General features: G+C 68.9%; 19 protein-coding genes. 6 read left to right on the forward strand and 13 right to left on the reverse strand.

Annotated features, from left to right (window positions below):
- The first annotated feature begins 85 nt into the window (after window positions 1-85).
- Complete coding sequence (locus tag FB561_RS07210) at window positions 86-472, forward strand: phage holin family protein (RefSeq protein ID WP_145804297.1); 387 nt, start codon at window positions 86-88, stop codon at window positions 470-472.
- A gap of 1 nt (window position 473) precedes the next feature.
- A complete protein-coding gene (locus tag FB561_RS07215) occupies window positions 474-923 on the forward strand; it encodes a low molecular weight protein-tyrosine-phosphatase (protein WP_145804299.1) in 450 nt (149 codons plus the stop codon).
- Window positions 924-1,619: 696 nt separating this feature from the next.
- Here FB561_RS07215 and FB561_RS07220 read toward each other — a convergent pair.
- The 3 genes from FB561_RS07220 to FB561_RS07230 all read right to left on the reverse strand — a co-directional run bounded on the left by FB561_RS07220 (window position 1,620) and on the right by FB561_RS07230 (window position 4,845).
- On the reverse strand, window positions 1,620-2,831 hold the full coding sequence (locus FB561_RS07220; RefSeq protein ID WP_145804301.1) for a pyrophosphate--fructose-6-phosphate 1-phosphotransferase: 1,212 nt from the start codon (window positions 2,829-2,831) through the stop codon (window positions 1,620-1,622).
- A gap of 183 nt (window positions 2,832-3,014) precedes the next feature.
- Entirely contained in the window at window positions 3,015-4,097 is a 1,083-nt protein-coding gene (locus FB561_RS07225; protein ID WP_145812809.1) for an IS110 family RNA-guided transposase, read from the reverse strand.
- A 262-nt stretch (window positions 4,098-4,359) separates the two neighbouring features.
- Entirely contained in the window at window positions 4,360-4,845 is a 486-nt protein-coding gene (locus FB561_RS07230) for an Lrp/AsnC family transcriptional regulator (protein WP_145804303.1), read from the reverse strand.
- Between the two features lie 63 nt (window positions 4,846-4,908).
- Between FB561_RS07230 and FB561_RS07235 the strand changes: the two genes are divergently transcribed.
- From FB561_RS07235 to FB561_RS07250, 4 genes are all read left to right on the forward strand, one after another.
- Complete coding sequence (locus FB561_RS07235) at window positions 4,909-5,814, forward strand: DMT family transporter (protein WP_145804305.1); 906 nt, start codon at window positions 4,909-4,911, stop codon at window positions 5,812-5,814.
- A 128-nt stretch (window positions 5,815-5,942) separates the two neighbouring features.
- Window positions 5,943-6,635 (forward strand): response regulator transcription factor, encoded by a 693-nt coding sequence (locus tag FB561_RS07240; protein ID WP_145804307.1) that lies wholly within the window; start codon window positions 5,943-5,945, stop codon window positions 6,633-6,635.
- On the forward strand, window positions 6,632-8,254 hold the full coding sequence (locus tag FB561_RS07245; RefSeq protein WP_238334691.1) for a sensor histidine kinase: 1,623 nt from the start codon (window positions 6,632-6,634) through the stop codon (window positions 8,252-8,254). The genes FB561_RS07240 and FB561_RS07245 overlap by 4 nt, the downstream gene beginning before the upstream one ends.
- 95 nt (window positions 8,255-8,349) lie before the next feature.
- A complete protein-coding gene (locus FB561_RS07250) occupies window positions 8,350-9,786 on the forward strand; it encodes a S1C family serine protease (protein WP_145804309.1) in 1,437 nt (478 codons plus the stop codon).
- A 149-nt stretch (window positions 9,787-9,935) separates the two neighbouring features.
- Here FB561_RS07250 and FB561_RS07255 read toward each other — a convergent pair whose 3' ends face one another.
- The 10 genes from FB561_RS07255 to FB561_RS07300 form a co-directional block, all read right to left on the reverse strand.
- Window positions 9,936-11,222, reverse strand: coding sequence for a tyrosine-type recombinase/integrase (locus FB561_RS07255; protein WP_238334692.1), 1,287 nt, complete (start codon window positions 11,220-11,222; stop codon window positions 9,936-9,938).
- Between the two features lie 13 nt (window positions 11,223-11,235).
- Window positions 11,236-11,535 (reverse strand): helix-turn-helix domain-containing protein, encoded by a 300-nt coding sequence (locus FB561_RS07260; protein ID WP_337692293.1) that lies wholly within the window; start codon window positions 11,533-11,535, stop codon window positions 11,236-11,238.
- Window positions 11,536-11,624: 89 nt separating this feature from the next.
- Window positions 11,625-13,271, reverse strand: a complete 1,647-nt coding sequence (locus tag FB561_RS07265) for a YfjI family protein (protein ID WP_145804311.1) — start codon at window positions 13,269-13,271, stop codon at window positions 11,625-11,627.
- The gene (locus FB561_RS07270) at window positions 13,268-14,140 is read right to left on the reverse strand and encodes a bifunctional DNA primase/polymerase (RefSeq protein WP_145804313.1); all 873 of its coding nucleotides are present in this window, start codon (window positions 14,138-14,140) and stop codon (window positions 13,268-13,270) included. Before FB561_RS07270 ends, FB561_RS07265 begins: the two co-directional genes overlap by 4 nt.
- A 344-nt stretch (window positions 14,141-14,484) precedes the next feature.
- A complete protein-coding gene (locus FB561_RS07275; RefSeq protein ID WP_238334693.1) occupies window positions 14,485-14,985 on the reverse strand; it encodes an RRQRL motif-containing zinc-binding protein in 501 nt (166 codons plus the stop codon).
- Window positions 14,985-15,176: a hypothetical protein gene (locus tag FB561_RS07280; protein WP_145804315.1), complete on the reverse strand. Its 192-nt coding sequence runs from the start codon at window positions 15,174-15,176 to the stop codon at window positions 14,985-14,987. The genes FB561_RS07275 and FB561_RS07280 overlap by 1 nt, the downstream gene beginning before the upstream one ends.
- 27 nt (window positions 15,177-15,203) lie before the next feature.
- Window positions 15,204-15,518 carry a hypothetical protein gene (locus FB561_RS07285; protein ID WP_145804317.1) on the reverse strand — a complete coding sequence of 105 codons (315 nt, stop codon included), beginning with the start codon at window positions 15,516-15,518 and terminating at the stop codon, window positions 15,204-15,206.
- A 249-nt stretch (window positions 15,519-15,767) separates the two neighbouring features.
- A complete protein-coding gene (locus FB561_RS07290) occupies window positions 15,768-18,119 on the reverse strand; it encodes an FtsK/SpoIIIE domain-containing protein (RefSeq protein ID WP_145804319.1) in 2,352 nt (783 codons plus the stop codon).
- Window positions 18,116-19,684, reverse strand: coding sequence for a DNA cytosine methyltransferase (locus FB561_RS07295; RefSeq protein WP_145804321.1), 1,569 nt, complete (start codon window positions 19,682-19,684; stop codon window positions 18,116-18,118). Before FB561_RS07295 ends, FB561_RS07290 begins: the two co-directional genes overlap by 4 nt.
- Window positions 19,684-20,409, reverse strand: coding sequence for a hypothetical protein (locus FB561_RS07300; RefSeq protein ID WP_238334694.1), 726 nt, complete (start codon window positions 20,407-20,409; stop codon window positions 19,684-19,686). The genes FB561_RS07295 and FB561_RS07300 overlap by 1 nt, the downstream gene beginning before the upstream one ends.
- Between the last annotated feature and the right edge of the window lie 170 nt (window positions 20,410-20,579).

The raw sequence follows: 20,579 nt of genomic DNA on the forward strand, positions 1-20,579 counted from the left end.
TTGGTCATTAGCCTGTCAAGAGTCAGGGTCGCGTCAGGGCCGGGTGCGGCGGGGCGATGAACCCCGGGGTGGCAGGATCGAGGGCATGAAGAACTTGATCATCAAGTTGCTGGCGAACGCGGTGGCGTTGGCGGTCGCGACCTGGGTCGTCGGCGGGATCACGCTCGAGGGCGCGACCACCGGCCGGCGGATCCTGACCCTGCTGATCGTCGCCGCGATCTTCGGCGTCGTGAACGCGGTGGTGAAGCCGATCACCAAGCTGATCTCGCTGCCGTTCATCATCCTCACGCTGGGCCTGCTGATCTTCGTGATCAACGCCCTGATGCTGCTGCTCACCTCGTGGATCACCGGACAGCTCGACGTCCAGTTCCACGTCGCGGGCTTCGGCTCGGCGCTGCTCGGCTCCCTGGTGATCACCCTGGTCAGCATCCTGCTGAACACCCTGCTCCCGGACAAAGCGGAGATCCGCTGACATGCCCGGCCCCGTCCGCCACGTCGAGGTCGTCTGCACCGGCAACATCTGCCGCTCCCCGATCGGCGAAGTCGTCCTCCGCGCCAAACTGGCCGAAGCCGGCGTCGACGACGTCATCGTCACCAGCTCGGGCACCGGCGGCTGGCACGCGGGCGACCCGATGGACCCGAGAGCCGCGGCGGTACTCCGCAACCGCGGCTACGACGGATCAGCCCACCGCGCCCAGGAGTTCCGCACCTCCTGGCTCCCCGACCGCGACCTGATCCTGGCGATGGACGAAACCCACCTCACCACCCTCCGCCGCAAAGCCGGCCCGCAAGCACCCCTCCACCTCTACGCCGACCAAGAAGTTCCCGACCCCTACTACGGCGAAGACGCAGGCTTCGAAGAAGTCCTCGACCAGATCGAGAAGGCCGCCGACACCTGGGTAGAAACCCTCAAGCACCACTGAAAGATGAGTGCGCCCCAAACCAGTTGCCCACCTCAAGCAACCCAAAGGCTAGGCAGGCGAGCGAGCTCGCAGCTGGAGTGAAGGCAGCTTGCCAGGCGCGGGAAACTACGGGCGCGTGGTGCTGGTGTTGGTCGCGTGCCGCAACTGCCGGGCTGAGCACGCGAGCTCGCAGGTGTAGAACAGGCTGCCAGGCCCGGGGTCAGTACGGCGGATGGTGCTGGGGGTTGGTCGGGTGCCGCGGGTTGCCTGGCTGGGTGCGCGAGCGAGCTCGCGGCTGGAGGTCGGGGCTGCGATCAACTATCAGGCCGCCGCTCGCTCAGCACTCCCGCAAGCTGCTCACTCGACTTGTAGCAGCCCAGCGGATAGCGGGTTGTTCACCCACGGCGGGTTGTAACGCGTCGGTGGGTGAAACTAGGCGCCAGTGGCCGAGCACCCGTGACTTGGCGACCGGCCAGAGGCCGCGTTCTTTGACCGCTGGCAGGGTTGCAACGCGTCAGACGTCAAACTACGCGCCATCGACGAAACACCTCGGCACGGGCCCACCACCGGCGGCGATCACGCACCACGTGCCGCTCTGGCATACACACCGACCCTCACCACAGCTGCGAGCTTGCTCGCGTGCTCAGCGGGGCAGGACGTGAGGTCGACCGGACGCCGTCAGGGGCGCCCGGTCACTCAAGACTTTCTCTGAAGCTGTTACGGCTGGCCGATCTTCGACTTGAGGTCGGTGAACCAGGCCGTGGTCGGGTCGAATTCCTTGCCGCCGGCGATGCGCGGGAACTCGATGGCGCGGAGCTTGTCGCCCTGCTCCTCGTCATGACCCACCACGCCGGACTCGCCGCGCAGGGCTGCTTCGACGGCGTAGTCGGTGCACTGCTTGATGAGTTCCAGGTCGCGGTCGTTGGCCGCGGCGGACCGGCTGAAGTACCCGCTCTTCTGGACCATCGTCTTCTCGGCGCCGATCCGCTCGGCGAACTGCTTGGCGAACCAGGCACCCGGGTTGATCGTGTCCAGCTTGACGTGGCCGAAGGGGTCGCGCGCCACCGTCTCACCGCGGGCTTCGAGCTCCGCCACGATCGCGGGCACGCCGGCGCCTTCGGAGAGGAAGATGTTGACGCAGTCGTTCTCCGCCATCACCGCCTTGAGCCGCTCGGCCTCCGCGTCCAGGTCGATCGCGGCCTCCGGCACGTACACCGCGTGCACGTCCCAGCCGCCGGCGGTGAGGCCGATGCCCGGGTTCCAGTCCTGCTGCTCGAACCACTCCCGGTACGCCAGGGCCGTTGCCGCGGTCAACCATCCGCAGTTGCGGCCCATCACCTCGTGGACGACGAGCATGCGCGGGTTCGAGGTGTGCTCGGCGAGGATGTTCCGGGCGAAGATGGCGCCCTGTTCGGCCGCGGTCCAGGCGCCCAGGCTCTGCCGGATCGGCACCACGTCGTTGTCGATCGTCTTCGGCAGGCCGACCACGGTCAGGTCGTAGTCGTGCTCGTGCAGGTACGCCGCGAGGTCGGCGGCGGTGGTGTTGGTGTCGTCACCACCGATGGTGTGCAGGACGTCGACGCCGTCGGCCACCAGTCGCTCAGCCGCGACCTGGAGGGCGTTCTGGCCGTCGGCGATCAGGCCGCGCTTGACCAGGTCCGCGGTATTGGTCAGCTTCACCCGGCTGTTCCCGATCGGGCTGCCACCGAACTTGTGCAGCAGGCCGGCCTTGGCCCGCACCTCGGGCGTCACCTCGATGTGCCGACCGCTGAGCAGACCGTGGTAGCCGTTCAGGTATCCGATGATCTCCACGTCGGGCGCCACCTCGGTGTAGCGCTCGATCAGCCCGCCGACGGCGGACGACAGGCAGGGCGCGAGCCCGCCCGCGGTGAGAAGGGCAACTCTGCGGACAGACTTGTCGGCAGCCATGGGTCAGGGTCCTTCCAGACGTCACTGAAGTCCCCTCCAGCGTAGTGATGTAGACCACCCTGAGGACTGGTTGGGCCACTACCCGGACATCCACCACTCACCAATCTCCGGCGCCCACAGAAGCTCCACAGGGCCTCCGCGACGAGCGGCGCCGAGCCGGCGGTTGGATGCTCCTATGGATGGTCAAGTAGTGGCTGGTTGCTTGTTGGTGGTGGGTTGTGTTTGGCGGAGTGTGTAGTAGATCTCGCGGGCGATGAGTCGTTTGAGGCAGCGGATGGTGTCTTTTTTGGACAGGCCGTCGGCGGTGCGTTTGGCGAGGTAGGTGTGGGTGCGTGGGTCCCAGCGGAGTCGGTTGATGACGATGAGGTAGAGGGCTTTGTTGGCTTGGCGGTCGCCGCCGCGGTTGAGGCGGTGGCGTTGTGTTTGGCCTGAGGATGCGGGGATGGGGGCGGCGCCGCAGAGCATCGCGAAGGCGGCTTCGGAGTGGATCCGTTCGGGGTTGGGGCCGGCGGTGACCAGGAGCTGCCCGGCGATGTCGGGGCCGACTCCGGTGAGCTGGAGAAGGGCCGGGTTGATCGTTTCGATCAGGGCTGTGATGAGGGTGTCGAGCTCGGCGATCTCTTGTTGGGCGGTGGCGTAGCGGCGTGCCAGTGAACGCAGCGCGGTTTTGACGGCTTGTTCCGGGACGCCGATCTGGGTGGTATCGGGTCGCAGGTTGCGGCAGGTGTGGATCAGGCGGGCGGTGGTGAGGCCTCGTAGCTGGTCGCGCAGACCATGGGGTGCGGTCACGATCAGGGCTTTGATCTGGCGCATGCAGCCGGCGCGTTGGTCGACGGCGCTGGTGCGGGCGACCCGCAGGTTCCGCAGCGCCTCGACCTGGCTGTCGCGGTTTTTGGGGGTGCCGGTGCGGACTTTGCCCAGGGCGGCGCGGGCGGCGGCTTCGGCATCGATCGGGTCGGATTTCCCGGCCCGGCGGCGGGTCTTACGGTTCGGCCGGTCGATCTCGACGACCGTGATGCCTTGCTCGCTCAGATAGGTCGTCAGACCGGCCCCGTAGGCGCCGGTGCCCTCCACTCCGGCCAGGACCAGCCGCCCGAACGACCGCAGCCAGGCCAGCAGCGCGGCATAGCCGGCCCGGGTGGTGGGAAACGTGGCATGGCCGAGCATCCGGCCGGTCTGATCGATCGCGGCCGCGGTGTGAGTGTCTCGGTGGGTGTCGACACCACCGGTGATCTCGACCTGGGACCGGGCCTCTGCTCGTGGCATGGTGGGTACTGCCGTCCTTCCACTGGCTAGGGATGAGGGCGGCACGCACCAGCCGAGGCGAGCGGACAAGACAGTGATGGGTGCCTGCTGGCACAGGCTCCTATGAGGTCACAGACCCCTCGTCCGGTGAGTGCACGTGACCCCCGCAGTGGTCGACCGACATATCCAATTCAAGACCCGAAGTCAGTGAGTGCTTGAGTCAGGACGACCACCGCGGGGGACCACACCCATCATCCTCACTGTGAGTGCTGCGCGTCCGCTGTCAGTCGAGCGGGACGCCGCGCGGCGGGACCGGGGTGGAGACGACGAACGAGCTGTTCGTGGAGCCGTGCACGTTCAGCCGGTCCAGGATCCCTTCCAGCGCGTCGATCGCGGGGACCTGGACGCGGAGCAGGAAGCAGTCCTCGCCCGAGATCCGGTGGCACTCGACCACCTCGGGGATCCGCTCGGCGAGCTCCGCGATCCGGCCGACCTGACCCGGACCGGGCCGCAGCCGGACCCACGCGGCCACGGGCAGACCGAGCGCGGCGGGATCGACGTCCAGCCGGTACCCGCGAATCACCCCGGCCTCCTCCAACCGGGCGACCCGCTCGCGCACGGTCGGCGTGGACACGCCCAGCCGGCGGGCCAGCTCGGTCGTCCGGGCCCGCGGGTCGTCGGTCAGCTCGCGGAGCAACCGCCGGTTCAGCTCGTCGAGCAGATCGGCCGGGAAGACCGGCGCCCGGTACGCCTTCGTTTCGGCAACCATCACGGCCTCCAAGGCTCCGTTTCGGCATGGTTCTCCGCCAGCGTACTTCCTACCGTTGAGACCGTGAGAGATCAGAGAGGGCTGGCCGTCGCGGCGGCCGGGGTGACCGTGCTGTTGTGGGCGTCCGCGTTCGTCGCCATCCGCCACGTGGGGACCGAGCTGTCCGCGGGACCGCTGTCGCTGGCACGCCTGCTGGTCGGCAGTGTGCTGCTCGGCCTGCTGTTGCTCACCAAGGAGTGGCGTCGCCCTACTCTGCGCGACTGGGTACCGCTGATCGCGTGCGGGCTGCTCTGGTTCGGCGTCTACAACGTCGCGCTCAACGAGGCCGAGCGGCGCCTGGACGCAGGGACCGCGGCCATGCTGGTCCACATCGCCCCACTGCTGATCGCGCTACTGGCCGGCCTGACCCTCGGCGAAGGGTTCCCGCGGCAGCTCGTACTCGGCAGCGTCGTCGCGTTCGGCGGGGTCCTCCTGATCGGCACAGCCACCTCGACCGGGCACGCGGAGACGTGGGGCGTGGTGCTCTGTGTCGTGGCCGCCATCTCGTACGCCGTGGGCGTGGTCTCCCAGAAGCCCTTGCTGCGCAGGCTTCCCGCCGCACAGGTCACCTGGATCGCCTGCACGATCGGCGCGATCGCCTGCCTCCCGTACGCCCCGGCGCTGGTGGACGAGGTCTCCACCGCGAAGACGTCCACGCTGTGGTGGGTGGTGTACCTAGGCGCGTTCCCGACCGCGCTCGGCTTCACCACGTGGGCGTTCGCCCTGTCCCGGACCAGCGCGGGCCGGATGGGCGCCACGACGTACCTCGTGCCCGTGGTGGCCGTACTGCTCGCCTGGTTGCTGCTGGGTGAGACGCCCGCTCTGCTCGCGCTCGGTGGTGGCGTCCTCTGCCTGCTCGGGGTCGCCCTCTCCCGCCGTACTCCGAAGGTTCGCGTGGAGAGCTCAGTACCCGTCGACGCTCGGCGGTAGCCGCCCTGCGGAAGTGGTGTGGGTGGTTCTGCGCGGGTTCTCAGCCGTTTCTCAATGAGACCGCCTAGTCTCGACAGACGGAGGCCCGGGAACTGCCGGGTCACGACTTCAGGCGAGCGGGAGCACGAATGCGGGTACTGGTGGTGGACGACGACCGGGCGGTCCGGGACTCGCTGCGCCGTTCGCTGGAGTTCAACGACTTCGAGGTGGTCACCGCCTCCGACGGCGCCGAGGCCCTCGCCGTGATCGGCAACGTCGAGCCCGACGTGGTCGTGATGGACGTGATGATGCCGCGGCTGGACGGCCTGGAGACCACCAAGGCACTACGCGCCGCGGGCAACAATGTGCCGATCCTCGTGCTCACCGCGCGGGACGCCGTCGCCGACCGGGTGGACGGCCTGGACGCGGGCGGTGACGACTACCTCACCAAACCGTTCGCGCTGGAGGAGCTGCTGGCCCGGCTGCGCGCACTGCTCCGCCGCAGTACCGCGCCGGGTGAGGGTGGTCCGCGCGGCGAGGTGCTGCAGTACGCCGACCTCGTGGTGGACGTGGATGCGCACGAGGTCCACCGTGGCGACGTCCCGATCCCGTTGACCCGGACCGAGTTCTCCCTGCTCGAGCTGCTGATCCGCAATCCGCGGCGGGTGCTCGAGCGCGCGGTGATCCTGGACGCGGTCTGGGGCTACGACTTCCCGACCACGGCCAACTCGCTCGAGGTCTACATCGGGTACCTGCGCCGCAAGACCGAGGTGAACGGACTGCCCCGGCTGATCCATACCGTCCGCGGCATCGGCTACGTCCTGAGGGACACCCCGCCGTGAGTTCCGACCCCAGCAACTTCCCGGAGTACGCCGCGCGCCGCGGCGACCCGGCTCGGCGGGGCGACGGCTCCCCGAACGGTCCCGACGGGGCCCAGCAGCCGACCACCGGCCCGCGTCCGGAACGCCCCGGCAACAGCACCAACCCGTTCACGGCCACCGCGGCCCGGACGCAGAGCTGGTGGCGCGACAAGCTGCACCACCTGAGCCTGCACGCTCGCGTGACCCTGCTCGCCGCCGTCGCGGTGGGCCTGGCGGTCGCGCTCGTCAGCGTGTCCGCGTACCTCACCGTGCGCCAGCAGATGTACCGCAACCTGGACAACAGCCTGGTCGACCGGGCCAGCCAGGCCGCCAAGAAGGGCGTACTGACCAACCTGGAGAACCTCCAGGAGATCCCGCCGGACGCGCTCGGCCTGAGCGACATCCAGCTCGGCCTGTACACCGCGGACGGCAAGAGCCTCGGCGCGGCGGACAGCTACCTGCCGCCGATGGGACCGACCGAGCTGCAGGTGGCCCGGTCCCAGGGCAGTGAGTACAGCGTCCGCACTGTCGGGGTCGCGAACGGGCCGCACTTCCGGGTGGTCGCGGTGCCCGCGCAGTACTGCCCGTACCGGACCAGGTGCAGCCAGGACGATCTGCAGCCGGCCGCGCTCGTGGTGGCCCAGTCGCTGCGGCCGATCGACCAGACGCTGCACAACCTGGGCATCGTGCTGTGGGCCGTCGGCCTGCTCGGCGTGATCGGCGCGGCCTTGGCCGGCAACGCGATCGCCCAGTCGGGGTTGCGTCCGCTGGCCCGGTTGACCGGGGCGGCCGAGCACATCGCCCGGACCGAGGAGCTGAAACCGATCCCGGTGACCGGATCGGACGAGATCTCCCGGCTCGCGCAGGCGTTCAACGCGATGCTGGCCGCGCTGGCCCGGTCCCAGGACCGGCAACGAAGACTCGTCGGCGACGCCGGGCACGAGCTGCGGACGCCGCTGACCAGCATCCGGACGAACCTCGACCTGCTCGCCCAGGCGGACAAGCGAGGCGGCCTGCGCCCGGAGGACCGGCAGCAACTGCTGGACGACGTCCGCGCGCAGATGGACGAGCTGACCACGCTGATCGGCGACCTGACCGAGCTCGCCCGGGACACCCCGCAGGTCCGTGACGCCGAGCTGATCGAGCTGTCGAACGTGGTCGAGGACGCCGTGATCAAGGTCCGCCGGCGCGCCCCGCAGCTGGACTGGGAGGTGGAGATCACCCCGTTCCCGGTCTGGGGCGACGAGCGGTTGCTCGGCCGCGCCGTGACGAACCTGCTCGACAACGCCGCGAAGTACAGCCTGCCGGAGGGTCCGGCCGAGGAAGGGGCGCCGAAGCCGAAGGTGACGGTGCGCCTGCTCGACGGCGTGCTCACGGTGACCGACAGCGGGCCGGGGATCGCCGAGGCGGACCTGCCGCACGTGTTCGAGCGGTTCTACCGGTCCAGCGAGGCGCGCAGCCTGCCCGGTTCCGGGTTGGGTCTGGCGATCGTGAAGCACGCGGCCGAGCAGCACGGCGGCATGATCTACGCGCGCAACGCGCCGGGCGGCGGGGCCCAGTTCACGCTGTGGCTGCCGCACGCGGCCACGGCCGGCCGCTGATCCTCACAGGTCTTTCAGGGGATCTTCACAGAGTTCTTCGGCAGCTCCCAAACGATCTTCAGGGCCCTCTCAGGTCCGGCGGTCAAGGTAGGTCCATGACCGAGAACCAGCCGCACCAGCCGCAGAACCCGACCGGGAACGACACCCCGGGCCGGGGTTCGACGTTCGGGAACAACCCCGCGCAGGGGGCGTCGCCGTCGTACGGCTCGAGTTCGCAGGAGCGTACTCAGCAGCTGCCGACGACCGGCTACGGCCAGCACACGCAGCAGCAGTACGCGCCGGCAGGACAGGCGCGGCCGGGTCAGCACTCCTCAGGTGGGAGCGCTTATCCGCAGGGGCAGTTCGGACCGACCGGGGCGCATCAGGGGACGCCGCCGGGGTCGAACTGGCCGTTCGGACCGCAGCCGGCCCAGCCGGAGCCCCCGAAGCCGAAGCGGCGCGGGCTGGCTCTGGTCGCGGCCACCGCGCTGCTGGTCGGTACCGCCGGCGGTGTGGGCGGTGCGGCTGTGTACTCGGCGACCAACGACTCCGGCTCGACGCCGTCGGTCACCGCCCCGCTGAACGGCAGCCAGGCCGCCCCGGTGTCGGCACCGGACGGCTCGGTGCAGAACGCCGCCGCGAAGGTCCTGCCGAGCGTGGTGAAGATCGCCTTCGCCTCCAACCAGGGCTCCGGCACCGGATCCGGCATCGTGATCAGCAAGGACGGCCTGATCGTCACCAACAACCACGTGGTGGCGGGCGCCGAGAACGGCGGCAAGCTGTCGGTGATCCTGAACGACGGCAAGACCGTCCAGGCCACCATCGTCGGGACGGACCCGCTGACCGACCTCGCGGTGATCCGCGCGGACGCCAACGACCTGACCCCGGCCGCGCTCGGCCAGAGCGGCAAGCTGCAGGTCGGCCAGGGTGTGGTCGCGATCGGCTCGCCGTTCGGCCTGGACGCGACCGTCACCAGCGGCATCGTCTCCGCGCTGAACCGGCCGGTGACGTCCGGCGGTGAGCAGCAGAACAGCAGCACCACGGTCTTCCCAGCAATCCAGACAGACGCCGCCATCAACCCGGGGAACTCCGGCGGCGCCCTGATCGACCTCGCCGGCCAGGTGGTCGGAATCAACAGCGCGATCAAGACCGCCGGCGGATCGGGACAATCCGAAGGCGGGAACATCGGCCTGGGCTTCGCAATCCCGATCGACCAGGCCAAGCCGATCATCGACGAGCTGGTGGCCAAGGGCAAGGCCACACATGCGCGGCTCGGAGTGACGGTCGGCGACGCGCAGTCCTCCGACGGGCTCACGCAGGGAGCGACCCTCGGCGAGGTGACGTCCGGCGGTGCGGCGGACAAGGCCGGTCTGCGGCAAGGTGACGTGGTCACCGCTGTGGACGGCAAGGCGATCGCGTCAGGGGACGCGTTGGTCGCCACTGTCCGTTCGCACCGCCCGGACGACCAGGTGACCATCACCTACATCCGCGGCGGCAAGACCGAGACCGCCAAGACCACCCTCGGCTCCGACAACGGCAACCCCACCGGCTGACCGAAGCCCGCCACCCCCAACGGCGACTGCGACCGCCCACCGAGCGGCCGCAGTCGCGCATTTTCGGCCCTTAGCTGAGCGTGAAACGGGGGGCAGCAGACCTGCTGCCCCCCGCAGGGTCTCAACGAGGGTCTCAACGGACCCTCTGATTAGGCCGGCACGAGCTGTCCGGCGCTCCCGTCTTCGTCTTCATCGTGGCCCTTTTCCACCGCTGGCGTAGCCCACAGGAGCCCGCCGACGCGGGATGCGATGTCGCGTCGTACCGGTGCGGTGATGTGCTGATAGCGCTTGGCCATGGCCGTAGTTGCCCAGCCCATCGCATCCATCACGGCACGCTCCGGTATCCCGAGCAGCAGCATCACTGTCGCGGCGGTGTGCCTGGCATCGTGCAACCGACCCTCGCGGATCTTGGCCGCCTTCAGTAGGTCTTTCCATTCCTGGTGATCCGTGCGTGCGTTCAGTGGCTTGCCCGTGCGACTCGCGAACAACCACCCCTCGTCAATCCATAGCTGCCGGGCAGCTTCCTTCTCCGCCGTCTGCTGCACCTGGTGGGTGCGCAGAATCAACACCAGCTCGTCGGGGAGCCCGATTGTGCGCCGTCCAGCTCGGGACTTTGTGGGTGCGGCGTCTGGCCGCGTAGACACTCGCCCTGGGCAGTGGCCCGGAATCTTGCGCCCGCATGGCTTGTCGACACAGCCATGCACATAGTGCGGCTTGTTCCGGCTACGCCGGACTTGAAGGATCCCGCCTTCGAGATCGATGTCCGACCACTTGAGGCCGAGGGCCTCCCCCTGGCGAAGACCGAGCGCAAGAGCGATCGCCCACCGAGCACTGTTTCGCCCCTTACCAGCCTCGTGAAGGATGGCCCGAATCTCCGTCACCGTGTAGGGCTCGATCTCTTCCTCTTGCTCGATATCGGATCGGGGCGATTTCGCCTTGGTGGCCGGATTGCTCTTGATATGGCCTCGTGCCTCCGCCACACCGAGAGCGGTTCGGATCGTTCGGTGAACCTGGTGCGCGGTGCCGGGCCGTGCTCCGGCGTTCTGCATTCGCGTGTACAGCCGTTCGAGATGCTCTGGCTGCAGCTTGTCTAGCTTGTGCTTCCCAATGCCTGGAATGAGATGAATTCGTGCGGCGCTTTCATATGCCCTGTACGCACCGAATCGAAGGTTCGGTTGGACAATCGTCAGCCAATGCAGCAGCCACGTTTCCACTGTCCACTTCTTCTCACCGACCGGCCTGACCTTGCCGGTATCCCGTTCCGTCTCCAGCTCCCTGACGCGCTCCACCACGGCATCCTTGTTCTTTCGCTTGACGTGGCGCCGGTCCGGCGAGCCGTCATCCTTCAATCCCATTGTGACGCGGCCATGCCACTTGCCGTCAGCGCCGAGATAGATGGTCGATCGGCCGTCAGGGTTCTTGTGTCGCTTCTCCACTTGGATCCCCTTCCTAGGCTGCTTGGTTGGTGGTGCGGGCGGCTGCTCGGAGGCGGTTGACGTACTCGGAGATGCACTCGGCGGGAATGCGGCGGAGGCGGCCCACCGGCACGGATTCGATCTCCCCTGAGCTCACAAGCGCGTAGCAGGTGGTCCGGCCGATGCCGAGGCGCTTAGCGGCTTGCTCGACCGTGAGCAGTAGCAGCGGAGTAGCTGCGACTTCTTCTGTCGTTGACACTTGGCGCGAACTCCCGTCGTGAGGCTGGTGCTGCGGACTGCGGTCGTCAGTGGCGTAGTCAGTGCTGGCAGTCACTGCTCGTGTCTCCTTCGCGTGGCGAGGAAGGCCGGAGCAAAAGGTGCAAAAGGTGCAGAAGTGGGGTTCTGCTCCTTTTGCTGCTTTTGCTACGGGGTCTGGAGGGCTGCGGGGTGGACGTCGTAGGCGACGGAGGGGCGGCCGCCAGTGGACTTGGATTCGGCCGGACGGATGTGGCCGTGCTCGGTGAGGACTTCCAGTGCCGGTTTGAGATCGGCGACGGTGGCGAACCGGGTTCGTCCGTTCAGGCCGTTGAGGGCATCGCGGCGTGTGAAGGTGGGTCGGCCGGTCCGGTTGCAGTGGTTGGTGATCCAGGTGAGGACTTCGCGGGCGTCGTCGAGGTCTGGATGGGATCGACCCATGAGGTCGTAGACGGCCAGGGCGTGGTCGAGGTAGTAGCGGCCGATGCGTTCGGCGGCGTGCATGGTGTCGGCGGTGATGGGTGTGGCGTAGCCGGTGGTGAAGGTGTGGGCGAGGTGGAGTAGTGCGGCGATCCGGACGACGGCTCCGGCGAGCTTGGATGCCCAGTCGGTGATGGGTGCGAGCTGCCCGGTTTGGGGGTGGAGCCGGGGCTCAATCCAGTCCTGGAAGTCGAGCAGGATCTGGCGGGCGTCGGGGGTGAGGTCGAGGTGGTGGGGGGTGTCGTGGTCGGCCAGGAGGAGGACGAGGGTGCGGAGGGCGTCGCGGTAGGTGGTTTCGGTGGGTTCGGGGACGGGTTCGGCTTGGTTGTTTCGGGTGCCGACGGTGTTGGTGGGCAGGCTGTAGAGGATGCGGGCGAGGACGCCCCGGTCACGGAAGCCGGGTTGGGCGGCGAGGCCTTGCAGGGTGCCGGGTTGGGTGGTGACTCCGAGGGTGAGCGCGGGCCGTTCGATCGACTCGGACTCGCGGCCCTTGCGGTCGACCTGGATTGGGTCGCCGGCGTGGCCTTTGAGGAACACTCCAAGGTTGGGGGCTGCGGAGTAGCGGGTGCCGGTGAGGGTGGCGAACACGTCGCCTTCAGCGGACAGGACAGCGATCCGGCCGTCGTGGGCGGCCATGAGGGAGACGCAGGCCTCCGGGGTCACGTCGTCGGTCATGAGTTGTGGCAGGGCGGGAACCACGATCCCCGCGGCTTCCTTCGCTGCTGCGGTCGCGTCGGCGAGCGCCTCTTGCGGGTTGACGGTGAGCGCTTCGGCCTTCTTGGCGAGCTGTTCGGCGCGTGCGTGGGCGATCCGTGCTGCCAGCTCGGCCTCCACCCGCCGCTCCCCGGTGGCCTCGCGGAGTGCCTGTTCGGCGCTGGTCAGCGCCCCAGTCATTGCCCGGAAGACCGGCGACTTGCGCGACCCGGGCGGCAGGGCGGTCACGGTGTAGAGGTTGACCTGTTCCAGCCAGGACCGATCGACCTGCACGAGCACCTTGCCCCCGGCTGCCGTGGACAGGCAGGCCAGCGCCACCGATCCGGCCAGGTCGGCCGGGGTCTGGGTCGCCTCCGCGACGGCGCTCACCTGGTCGGCCAGCCAACCGGGGAACACATCGACCGGGAACGGCCTGAGCAACCGGTCGGTCTTCAGCGGCACCGGAGCGCCGTCCCACACCGGACCGGCGGTGGTCGCCTGCGACGTGGCGGGCGGCGCCATCGGCTCGTGATGCATGGGTGTGTGCTGAGTTTTGATCGGTGTCGGCGGGGTCGGTTCCCATGGGTCTTCGGGCGGTTCGCTGAGGGGCGGTAGCCAGTCGGGGATGTGTTCGGCGCTCATGCTGCGGCGATCCCTTCGTCGCGGAAGCCTCCGTTGATGGCGGCTCGGATCTCGCGGTCGCTTTGCTGGGCAAGGTGGCCTACGTCGGTCAGTACAGCGATGGCGTCGGTGCGGTCGATCGCGCCTGCCGCGACGAGTCGTGCGACGCCTCTGGCGGCTCCGTAGAGGGTGGTTCGGCGCTTGCCCTCTGGGGCGTCGCGTACGGCGGCCAGGTGGGCGGTGAGGAGCTTGTCGGGGTGGGAGATGCCCCCGCTGCCGGTTCGGGTGGTCGGCAGGCCGGCGGGCGGGGTCTGGGCGGCCTCGGGTGGCTGGCAGGCGGCGAGCAGTCCGGGCGGGGGCATCTCCACGTCGGTGGCGGTCTGGCCCCACTGGTAGGGGCGGTGGGTGCGGTGGTGGATCGAGGGCGGCAGGACGACGTAGCCGCCGTCTGCCTTGATGTCGATGCCGGGTCGGCCGGGCATGGGGCGGGAGGCGATGTGGTGGCCGGGGTGGCGGTAGTACAGGTGCAGTCCGCCGGAGCCGGTGTGGACGTGCAGGGTTCGCGGGACGAGTTCCTCGTCCATCAGGTGCATCAGGCTGCGGTCGCCGCCGTGGGCGGGGTCCACGTCAACCAGGAGCAGCCCGGACACGGCGCCGGTGCGGACGGCGAGCTGCCCGTACGGGATGGCGGCGACGATGGCCGCAACGCGGTCGGGATCGGTGGTCGCGGCGTAGAACCCGTGACAGGTCAGGTGACCGCACGTCGCGGGGTCGTGCGCGTCTTTGGGGCAGGCATCGCAGTTGGCCACGGGGCGCTTGGAGCGTCCGAGCACGAACACCGGCCAGCCACGGTTGGCGGCGTCCAGGGCGGCGGTCAGCAGCTCTGTCACGGGAAGGGTCCTTTCGGGTGGCACGTCACGGTTTTGGGGCTTGGATCGCTGGCAGGTGGAGGCGGTCGGGCGTAAAATGCACGGTGTTCTCGAGCCACCCACTGGTCCCCGCCCTCCCCCCCGGCGGGGACCGCCTCGTGTACGGGGTTGGGCGGCGGTCAGCAGGTCATTCATGGGTGACTCAGCTCAACGTTGTGCTCGTGTATTCAGCGGTGGAAATTGCGCGTACAGTCCGCAGCAAGCGGCCGGTGTTTCTGCAGGAGCCTCAGTCGCCAGGTGCCGGTGCCAAATAGGGGGGCGTACCGGGACTCTCCGTGGCGGCTGGTCATCGGTCGTACGACCGCTCAGGCCGTGTCGGCAGGTACAGATGGCGAAGGTGCGCCGCACCAGCCCTGTCCTCTGGCTGTGGGAGGGAACTGGCCAGGGGATGGGGTGCTCGGGGCTGGTGTCATGCAGTCGATGCAGCGGCCGTCAGAGGTGGGGATGCAGTAGTCCGCGACCAGGCCGCACAGCTTGCAGCGGCGCCGCGCTTCCATGGCCTTGTCGAGGGCGTTGAGCTGTGCCGGGGACGCGACCCGCGACGGCCGGGCGAGGTCGAGGCGGTACAGCCAGGCCCATCGCTGACCGCCTCGCCACACCAGCAGCGCGTAGGGTTCCTGCCCGCCGGGGCACATCCGCATCGCGCGGAGCTGGCGGCGGGTGGCCAGGCCGGCGGGTGCCCAGCGGAACTTGGACACCGGGGTTCCTTCGTGGTCCCAGCCGAGTGCCTGTTGGCCGTTCCACAGCTCGATCCAGCGCGAGCAGGCCGGGTGCAGGCTCGCCTTGTCCATCAGCGTCGCGGCCATCAGAAGTGCCACCAGCGGCGGCGCCGTTCGGCGGTGTCGAGCCGGTCGCGGGCGGCCAGCGCTTCGGACGTCTCGTTCTCGCTGGAGTAGCTGCTGAAGTCGGCCAGCGCGGCCCGGTACTCCTCAGCCGGGCTCAGCGCGTCGTCGGTGGTGGCGGCGTTGCGGGTGGTCTTGCGGGGGGTGCGGGCCATGACGGTTCGGGTCTCCCTGGGTAGCGGTCAGCGGGTGCGGTTGCGGTGGGCATCGATCAGGCGGCGCCCGATCCGGGTCCGGCGGCCGGTGCCTTTGCAGCGGCGGCAGTTGCGGAACGACTTGCCTCGTGGGGCGCGAGACTTGCCCGAGCCTGCGCACTTGGTGCAGTTGGCGAAGGGGAAGATCAGGCAGCCGAGCAGGTAGAGCGCGACGGCGGCCAGGCCGGTGCCGATCCACACCGCGACGCGTTGGGTCTGGGTCAGCGACTGGGTCTCGGTGACGACGCTGGCGGGCAGGACGGTCGAGGCGTAGAGCCACAGGAGGTGATTCGCGGGGACCACGATCAGTCACTTTCTGTAGTCGAGTGTGGGTGTGGCGGGTGGAGGCGGCGACCCGCTGCGGGTCGTCGGCCGGGGGTTTCGGGTTGGGGTTAGCTGGCGGTGATCGGGTTAGGTTCCTCACTTGGCGAGTGAGGTGGGGTGAATGTTGCTCTGACCTGCGGTTAGTTACCGAGTGGGCCGAGTTAACCGGGGCCGGGAACGGGCTGGTCAGGCCGCTCGCGGCGGGGTTTCCGGCCCCGGTGCTCGGAGCTAACTGGCGAGCGGTTCGGCGCCCGGTGCGGTGTCGTCGGCCGGGCCGGCGTCACGCTCCCGCAGCACGATCGCGTTACGGACGGTAGTGGGGTCGAGGGGGTAGCGGTTCCCGGTCGAGGGGACCTTGATGCCGTGGTCGGCGGCCAGGGTCTCCCGCAGCGCCTTGCCGGACAGGTTCTGGTACGGGGTCCAGTCCGGTGCGAGATCCCGCAGCAGGGCGGGCACGTCGGCGATGTTGACCGGGTCGGTGTTGAGGACTTCGTCCAGGTCGGCGAGCAGGTCGCGGGTCTCGATCTCGGGCCGGGCGTTGTCGGTCGGGGCGGGCATGTTGCGCTTCTTGATCGCGGCCAGCGACCGCTCGATCAGCGGCGTGACCTGGTCGTTGTCCTTGGCAACGGACAGGAAGTACCACTGGATGAACTCGAAGCGGGCGGCGGTGAAGCCCTTCGTGGCCGAGGTTCCCCGGTCCTTGCCGGGGATCAGGTCGGTCGCCTTGATCCCGGCCTTGTAGGCGCCCTGGCCGAGCAGGGCGTCGTTGGCGGTGTGGTCGGCGACGTAGAACGCGATCCCGTTGGTGCAGTTGCGGGTGATGTCACGCGGGATCGACGTCGCGGTCGGCGCCTGGGTGGAGGTGATCAGGTGAATGCCGCGCTTGCGGCCGAGCTGCACGATCTGGGTGGCGTAGTAGCTGATCTCCTTGCCGTACTCGGCGTGGTTGTAGGCGACGTGTGCCTCTTCGAGCAGCGCCACGATCGGGTGCAGGCCGACGTTCTTGTCGGCGATCTGCCGGTTCACCTCGGGGATCTCGAACTTGTCGAGCAGGTCGCCGCGCGACTGCATCTCCTCGAACAGTTCCTTGAGGTCGTCGCGGATTTGGCGCATCGAGTCGTCGTCGGCGCCGCGCACGTAGCGCGAGCAGCGCGGCCGGAACCGCTCGAAGTCGAAGTTCATGTCCGGCACCCAGATCCGCAGCTCTGCGGTCGGGTCGAGCGCGACTCCCATCATCGTGATCCGGGCGGCGCTGGACTTGCCCTGCTCCGGTGCGCCACCGACGATCGTGTTCCGTCCGGTGATCGGCATGTAGATCGCGTCGCCGCGCAGCGTGCGGCCTGCCGGGACGCCCTTGAACACGTCCACCAGGCCCTCTTCGAGCAGCGGGTACGGTCCGGCGCCGTCGGCCAGCGCGCCCTTGTCGGCGACCCACAGGTCCAGGATTCCGGCCTCGTCGCCGACAGTCGGCCACACCTCGGAGGCGGCCCGGTGAAGACCGGTGGCCAGGTCGGTGCGGCGGCGACCGATCTCAGCAGCGGGCACACCGGCAGGCAGCCGCACCACGGCGTGAGTACCGCGCCCCAACTGGCGCGCCGGCGTGATGAACTGCAGCTTGTAGCCCTCCTTCAGGTAGCGGGTGATGTTGCCGATCCGCAGCGCGTCCAGCGCCAGCGCGATCGTGGACTCATCCACCGTCGCCTCGTAGGTGTTGTCGCTGGTGGTGACGAGCCAGTTCGGCGGCTCCGCGCGGCGCTTGCCCTCGCGGTAGCAGGCCAGCACCAGCAGGAACGGCAGCGCTATCACGAACAGGCCCCACACCAGCGACACGGCGGCGATCACGAACCCGATCACGGCGAAGAACCCAAGCCACACGCCGGTGAACGATCCGTTGCCGGTGAGCTTGGTCAGCACGGCGATCACGAACACCGCCAGCGGGATACCGATCAGCGTGGCGGCGAACACCTTCACCAGACCGATGAACAGCCGGGGCAGGTCCATCAGGCGCTTGTGGCGGCGCTCGGTGGCCATCTCCTTGCGGTCGGCCCACTCCTTCAGCGCCTCCCGGTCCCCGACCGCTTCGGCGGCCTTGATCTGGCGCCGGTAGACGCCCATCGTGGACGCGTCGTAGGCGCGCTTGGCGAACGACTCCACGCCCTGCACCACCGTCCAGGAGTGGCGCAGAACAGTCTTGCCCGCGGTCATGGTCGGCTCGTGGCCTTTGACCGCCACCGCCGCAGACTTCACCACGCGCACGGGTGCGGTCGCCCGTCGCACCACCAGCGCACCGCGCGTCTCCAACCGGCGGTCCAGTTCGGCCGACTCCTCGTCGGTCAGCACCTCGCCCTCGATCACCTCGGCGTCGCTGTGAACGTCGTCGGTGTCGTTCACGGTGACCCGCTCGGCGTCGGCGTGAACGATGCCCTGAACGTCCTCCTGAACGTTCTCGTGAACGGCGTCCTGAACGGTCTCATGATCGGTCCCGTGAAGCCGGTGAACGTTGTTCGTGGTGGTGTCACGGTTGGTGTTCTGGTTGGTGTCACGGTCGTTCACGGCGTTCTCCTCCGGATCGTGGTTCATGCCGCCACCGCCTGCGCGCCGGCCAGGTCGCCTACGGAGTGCCCGAGCGATTCGGCCACGGCGGCGACTAGGTCACGGGCGGCGGGCGGGGTGACGGCGTTGCCGAGCTGGCGGACCTTCTCGCGCTTGTTCCCGAGCACGACGTAGCCGGGCGTGAACGCCATCCCGGCGCCGATCTCGTGCGGCTCCAGCATCCGGAACAGGCAGTCGTCCACGGCTGGGGTCGAGTACTCCAGCAGCGACTGGTGCCCGGCGGTCGTCAGTGTCCGCAGCGATTCACCGACCGGTGTGGACATCTCGGCACCGTCACCGGTGCTGGTGTTGTTGCGCATCACCAGCGCGAACCGGTCGTGGGAGGTGAATGTGCCGTGCGGGTCGTCGGTGGTGCGGGCGGTGGCGTTGCCGTAGTAGGGCATCAACAGGCCGTGGTGGTTGCCAGCGGCGGCGAAGGTGTCGAAGACCTGCCCGACACCCTTGGCGGTGTTGTTGGCCCGCAGCGGCACCACCAGCGCTTCGGTCTCGTTCGCGGTCCGGGTCCGCATCACGTCCAGGACCCCGGTCGCGGCGTCGTTCCACGTCCCGCCCGCAGGTACCAGCAGCGCGGATTCGTTGCGGGTCGTCTGGGTCCGCAGCACCGCCGTCACCGGCGCGGCCTGCTTGCCGTCGCGGCCCTCCATCGGCACCACCAGCGGCGCACCCTGCTTGGCCTGGCGCTCCAGCGCGGCAGCGATCCGGGCCATGGTCTTGTCGGCCAGCGGGCGCGCCTTGTCGCCGATCCGTTGACCGGGGATGGTCCAGTCGATCGCCGAGCTGGCGGGCAGCCAACCCGGCTCGAGCACCTGGTTGCGGCAGGTGACGCGCGGGCATCGCCACACGTACTGCGCCCGGTAGCGGCCCCATGCCTTGTCGGGCTTCTTCCACGCCTGCATCGCCCGCACGATCTCGTCACAGCCGGGGCAGTACGCGGCGGGCCGGGTCCACTGGTTCAGGTCCGGGCAGCGCGTCGCCTTCAGGTGCGCCACCGCGTAGAGCCGGTCGCGTGACTGAGGCGCGGGGCGCCCGCCGGCCTGGGCGTGCATCGAGTTCAGGTAGACCACGTGCAGGCAGTAGCCCAGCGCGTCCCACCCAGCCCGCCACGCGGGCCACATCACCCACTTGGCCGCGTCCACGACGTTCTCGATCACCACAGCGGCGTAGCGGTGGTACTCAGCGAACCGCAGCGGGTCGAACATCGACACCCGCGACCGTTCGGCCGCCTCCAGCGGCAACACCTGCCCGTACAGGTCCGGAGTCGAATCGACGTTGCGCTTGCGGCCCTTGGCCTGGGAGTGGTTCGTGCACTCCGGCGAGGCCCACAGCAGGTCCGTGCGCGGGTAGCGCGACGGGTCGACCTGCGACAGGTCGGCACAGTCGTGGTCGGCGCCGGGGTGGTTGGTGTTGTGGCTGTCCACCGCCAGCCGCCAGTGATTCGCCGCCATCCGCACCGTCACACCAGGCACCATCGCCGCACCGGTCGACGAGCCACCGGCACCACAGAACAGGTCGGTCATCGTCAGCCCACTCATCAGGCCACCGCCTTCTCGATCGAAGTGACCGCAGGAACAGCAACCAGCTGGTCGCGGACACCGGCGGCCACCTTGGCCGACAGCCCCGCAGAACAACCCGTCGTCTTGCGCGCCCACGCCGGGCTCACCTCATCGGCGGTGATCTCCGGGTCGGCCTTGGCCAGGCCCTCGGCCACGTAGTCGGCCAGCAACATCCGGCCCGCCTTGGCACCCTTGCCCGGCTTCTTGCGCGGCTGTGACGGCTTGCGCGGCGGCCGGGGAGCTGCGGTCTTGGTGATCGCCTCGGGAGATGCCCCCGCCTCCGGGTCAGGCGCCGATTCGAGCGCGACCGGCGCGGGGGGCATCTCCTGGGTCACCACCGGCACCGGCACCGTCAGCGGCTCAGCGGCCTTGTGCGGGTCGGCCAGCGCGGCGGCCTGCTCGGCCCGAAGCACCGCTTCGGTCAGCCGGTCCCGCAGCACCGGAGCAGTCTCGGCCGCGCAGAACACCAGCAGCGGCGGCACCGAGTGCAACACGATCCCGGCCAGGTCGCCCTTGCCGAACGAGGCCCACGTGTTCATCACGTAGGTCGCGGCGAAGGCGAACCGCTTCGTACGGCGGATCCACGGACCGGCGTCGCTGACCTGGTACCGGGCGGTGATCTGCTCGGCCCGAAGGACAGCGATCAGCACCAGCGACACCATCGGGTCCAGCAGCCAGGCCGCGATCCACGGCAGCGATCCCACCGGGGGCGCATGCTGGGGAGGATAATCGAAGACGCGTCTCAGAGTCTAAACGGCGACACCCCGCCGGACGAAGTCATGGCTCGCGTTAGATTCACCGTCAAGGCGACGGGGGGACGCACATATTCGAGTGACACGTCGTCAGCACTTCTTGCTCCAGATGGGGTGCTAAG

The sequence above is a fragment of the Kribbella amoyensis genome (assembly GCF_007828865.1).
Taxonomy (GTDB): Bacteria; Actinomycetota; Actinomycetes; order Propionibacteriales; family Kribbellaceae; genus Kribbella; species Kribbella amoyensis.

Coding starts and splice junctions, on each gene's coding strand:
- FB561_RS07210 (WP_145804297.1), top strand. CDS start 86: ATGAAGAACTTGATCATCAAGTTGCTGGCGAACGCGGTGGCGTTGGCG.
- FB561_RS07295 (WP_145804321.1), bottom strand. CDS start 19,684: ATGAGTGGGCTGACGATGACCGACCTGTTCTGTGGTGCCGGTGGCTCG.
- FB561_RS07225 (WP_145812809.1), bottom strand. CDS start 4,097: ATGCCACGAGCAGAGGCCCGGTCCCAGGTCGAGATCACCGGTGGTGTC.
- FB561_RS07280 (WP_145804315.1), bottom strand. CDS start 15,176: ATGGCCCGCACCCCCCGCAAGACCACCCGCAACGCCGCCACCACCGAC.
- FB561_RS07220 (WP_145804301.1), bottom strand. CDS start 2,831: ATGGCTGCCGACAAGTCTGTCCGCAGAGTTGCCCTTCTCACCGCGGGC.
- FB561_RS07240 (WP_145804307.1), top strand. CDS start 5,943: ATGCGGGTACTGGTGGTGGACGACGACCGGGCGGTCCGGGACTCGCTG.
- FB561_RS07230 (WP_145804303.1), bottom strand. CDS start 4,845: ATGGTTGCCGAAACGAAGGCGTACCGGGCGCCGGTCTTCCCGGCCGAT.
- FB561_RS07250 (WP_145804309.1), top strand. CDS start 8,350: ATGACCGAGAACCAGCCGCACCAGCCGCAGAACCCGACCGGGAACGAC.
- FB561_RS07265 (WP_145804311.1), bottom strand. CDS start 13,271: ATGAGCGCCGAACACATCCCCGACTGGCTACCGCCCCTCAGCGAACCG.
- FB561_RS07275 (WP_238334693.1), bottom strand. CDS start 14,985: ATGGCCGCGACGCTGATGGACAAGGCGAGCCTGCACCCGGCCTGCTCG.
- FB561_RS07215 (WP_145804299.1), top strand. CDS start 474: ATGCCCGGCCCCGTCCGCCACGTCGAGGTCGTCTGCACCGGCAACATC.
- FB561_RS07290 (WP_145804319.1), bottom strand. CDS start 18,119: ATGAACCACGATCCGGAGGAGAACGCCGTGAACGACCGTGACACCAAC.